A 2835-nucleotide genomic window follows, 5' to 3' on the forward strand; every position below is an offset into this window, starting at 1 on the left:
CACCGGGCGAAGAGCTCGGCTGTCGATCCGGTCGCCGGTCCCGTCAGCAGCACCGTCCGGCCGGGCACGATCGCCTCGGCGACCGCCGCGATGGCATCGTCCCAGTTCGCCTCGGAGAGGCCGGTGCCGGTCCGGGTGCGGGGCCCGGCGATCCGGTCCGGATCGTACAGGTCCTGGAGGGCGGAGTGGGCGAGGGCGGAGAGGCGCCCCTGGTTCGGGAATCTCGGATTGCCCTCGAGCTTGATGACTCGCCCGTCACGAACGACCGCGTGCACACCGAGAGGCTCCGGCCCGCCGTCCTTCAGGACCGTCGCGTACTCCACGTTCGTGCCCGGAACGATGTCCTCGGGCGGGACCAGGTACGGGATGAGCTTGTCGCCCATGTCGGGCGGTCCGCAGCTGGTGGCAGCGGCGCCGGCCCCGGCGACCCCGAGGACCTTGAGGAAGTCGCGGCGTGACGTGCCTCCGGGTCCGACGTCGCCCCGGGCTGCGACCCTCCCCGGGCCTCCGTCACTGTTCATGTTTCGATCGCCGTTGTTCATTCGCTATCGGTCTCTGTCGGTGCCGGATCTCAATAGTGGCACGCGGTGCAGTCGATCGGTCCGCGACTGGACGCATACTCCTGGTCGATTGCGCGTGGATACAGGCCTATGGGCTGACGTCCTTCCGGTGTCGGAGGCGGCGGGAATTCCTCGACGAGCAGTCTGTCCGTCGCTACGTCCGTCTCCTCGCCGGCGGCCCAATGGCAGGCGAGACACCACCCCATCTTCAGGGAGGAGAACTGGTAGACGCGGTCCATCTCCTCGACCTTTCCGTGGCACTCCTCGCACTCCACCTGCGAGCGGATGTGCGCCCGGTGGGGGAACTGCACGAAATCGGGCGTCTTGTAGACCCGCTCCCACGGAACCGGCTCGCCTCTCTCCCAATAACCGCGCAACCTCTGAATCGGCTCGAGCTGCGCCCCCACGATCCGGTGGCAGCCCATGCAGAGCTCCAATGGCGGAATCACCGCGACGACGGACGACTCGGTGCCCCCGTGGCAGTATTCGCACTGCATCAGGAGCTCCTGGGTGTGGAACCGGTGATTGAAGGGGATCGGCTGCTCGGGTCCCTCGGAGGCGACCATGTGAGCGGCGATCGCCTCCGCGGCGGTCTGGCCGGTCGGCGCGAAGGACCTGATGCCCGGCGGAAGCTCCTGCTCTGCCGGCGCCATGCCGGGATCCTGCTCACCGGCCGATTGCTCCTGCGCCCATGCCGACGTGGCGGGACTCTCGTCGGATTCGCCGGCGAGAAGGAACAGAAGTCCGCTCATCACCGCCACGAATGCGGCGGCTCCGATGAGCCTCGTGAGTAGCTTCATGTATCGATGTCGCTCTTCAGACGGATCGCCCTGCGCGACTCCCACACCCCGCGTCATCGTGGGAACCCGCGGTACTTCGGTCCGAGCCGCGTCAAGGTATCACGTCGCCGGACCGATGCAAGACGAACGGACCGGCGCGCCGAGCCACATCGCGCCTCTTTCCGACCGTTCGCGGACGGCCGATCCGCGGCAGTCGTGACCGTCTCCGGCACCCTTCCCGCGACCTTGACCCGGACGGCGCCACATCCTACTTTTTGCCGTCTGACGAGCGGGGCGCAGGCCCCGCTCTCGCTGTCTCGGGGGCCTTAGCTCAGCTGGCTAGAGCGCTACGTTGACATCGTAGAGGTCACTGGTTCGAGTCCAGTAGGCCCCATCGAGTGTCGAGTGCGCCCTCTCGAAGACGGCGCTGGTGCCGCCGGATTCGGACGGTGCCCTGCTGTTTACAGGTAGGCGGTGATCTGGGGCTGTAGCTCAGCTTGGTTAGAGTGCCGGTCTGTCACACCGGAGGTCGCGGGTTCGAGTCCCGTCAGCCCCGTCCCAGACGATATCCCGGACATCACTGGGGCCGTAGCTCAGTGCTTTTCGCGGCTGCGCCGCAAAAAGGGTCGCGACTTCGTCGCGACGAGGGAGAGCACGGTGGCTTCGCTGGAAGCCGGCTGGAACCGTACGCATTGGGGCCGTAGCTCAGTTGGGAGAGCGCATGAATCGCACTCATGAGGTCGCGGGTTCGACTCCCGCCGGCTCCACTTCACCGGCCACCGTAGCTCAGGGGTAGAGCACTCGATTCGTAATCGAGCGGTCGTCGGTTCAAATCCGACCGGTGGCTCCGCGGGCATAGCTCAGCTGGTAGAGCGCAACCTTGCCAAGGTTGAGGTCGCCGGTTCGAATCCGGTTGCCCGCTTGGACGAAGACGCACCAAGGCAGTGCGGCCGGACCTTTGGATGCGGAGCATACAAAGCATCCGGTTGCCCGCTTGGATGAAGACGACAATTCGGGGCGTGGCTCAGTCCGGTAGAGCGCTGCGTTCGGGACGCAGAGGTCCCCGGTTCAAATCCGGGCGCCCCGACTGAAAGGCTGGCCAAGGATGGCTGGCCTTTCGTGCATCCAGGAGCCGGGGACCTGCGGCATGGCGGTTCCCCGGTAGTCCTCGCTGCGCTCGGAATGTCTCGGCGCGGGGCGCCTCGACGGCAAATCCGGGCGCCCCGACTCGAGGGTCGGTCAGAGATGACCGGCCCTTTGTGCATCGAGGAGCCGGGGACCTGCGGCATGGCGGTTCCCCGGTAGTCCTCGCTGCGCTCGGAAAGTCTCGGCGCGGGGCGCCTCGACGCCAAATCCGGGCGCCCCGACTGGAAGGCCGGCCGAGGCCGTTTCCGGCGTGGCGAGGTCCGGCCGATCGTGGTATCCTCCTCCGTGTTCCGATCCGGAACCAAGCGGCAGCGAATCAGGCTCGAGTCGGCCGGCCGGTGAGGCCACGG

2 protein-coding genes and 6 tRNA genes are annotated in these 2835 nt (G+C 67.1%); 6 read left to right on the top strand and 2 right to left on the bottom strand.

The genetic code is table 11. From position 1 onward, the window contains the following. Positions 1–521 (bottom strand): twin-arginine translocation signal domain-containing protein (locus AC36XV_RS11425; RefSeq protein ID WP_492203816.1); only part of this gene is annotated, 521 nt, incomplete at its 3' end. 50 nt (positions 522–571) lie between these two features. Next, the gene (locus tag AC36XV_RS11430) at positions 572–1360 is read right to left on the bottom strand and encodes a hypothetical protein (RefSeq protein ID WP_492203817.1); all 789 of its coding nucleotides are present in this window, start codon (positions 1358–1360) and stop codon (positions 572–574) included. A gap of 299 nt (positions 1361–1659) precedes the next feature. Between AC36XV_RS11430 and AC36XV_RS11435 the strand changes: the two genes are divergently transcribed. The 6 genes from AC36XV_RS11435 (at position 1660) to AC36XV_RS11460 (ending at position 2426) form a co-directional block, all read left to right on the top strand. Continuing rightward, positions 1660–1733: transfer RNA gene (locus tag AC36XV_RS11435), tRNA-Val, on the top strand. 87 nt (positions 1734–1820) lie between these two features. Further along, positions 1821–1895, top strand: a tRNA-Asp gene (locus AC36XV_RS11440). Positions 1896–2033: 138 nt separating this feature from the next. Then, positions 2034–2106, top strand: a tRNA-Ala gene (locus AC36XV_RS11445). 8 nt (positions 2107–2114) lie between these two features. Continuing rightward, positions 2115–2186, top strand: a tRNA-Thr gene (locus AC36XV_RS11450). 2 nt (positions 2187–2188) lie between these two features. Beyond that, positions 2189–2261, top strand: a tRNA-Gly gene (locus tag AC36XV_RS11455). 91 nt (positions 2262–2352) lie between these two features. After that, positions 2353–2426: transfer RNA gene (locus AC36XV_RS11460), tRNA-Pro, on the top strand. Positions 2427–2835: the final 409 nt, after the last annotated feature.

This window comes from Candidatus Benthicola sp., assembly GCF_058719085.1.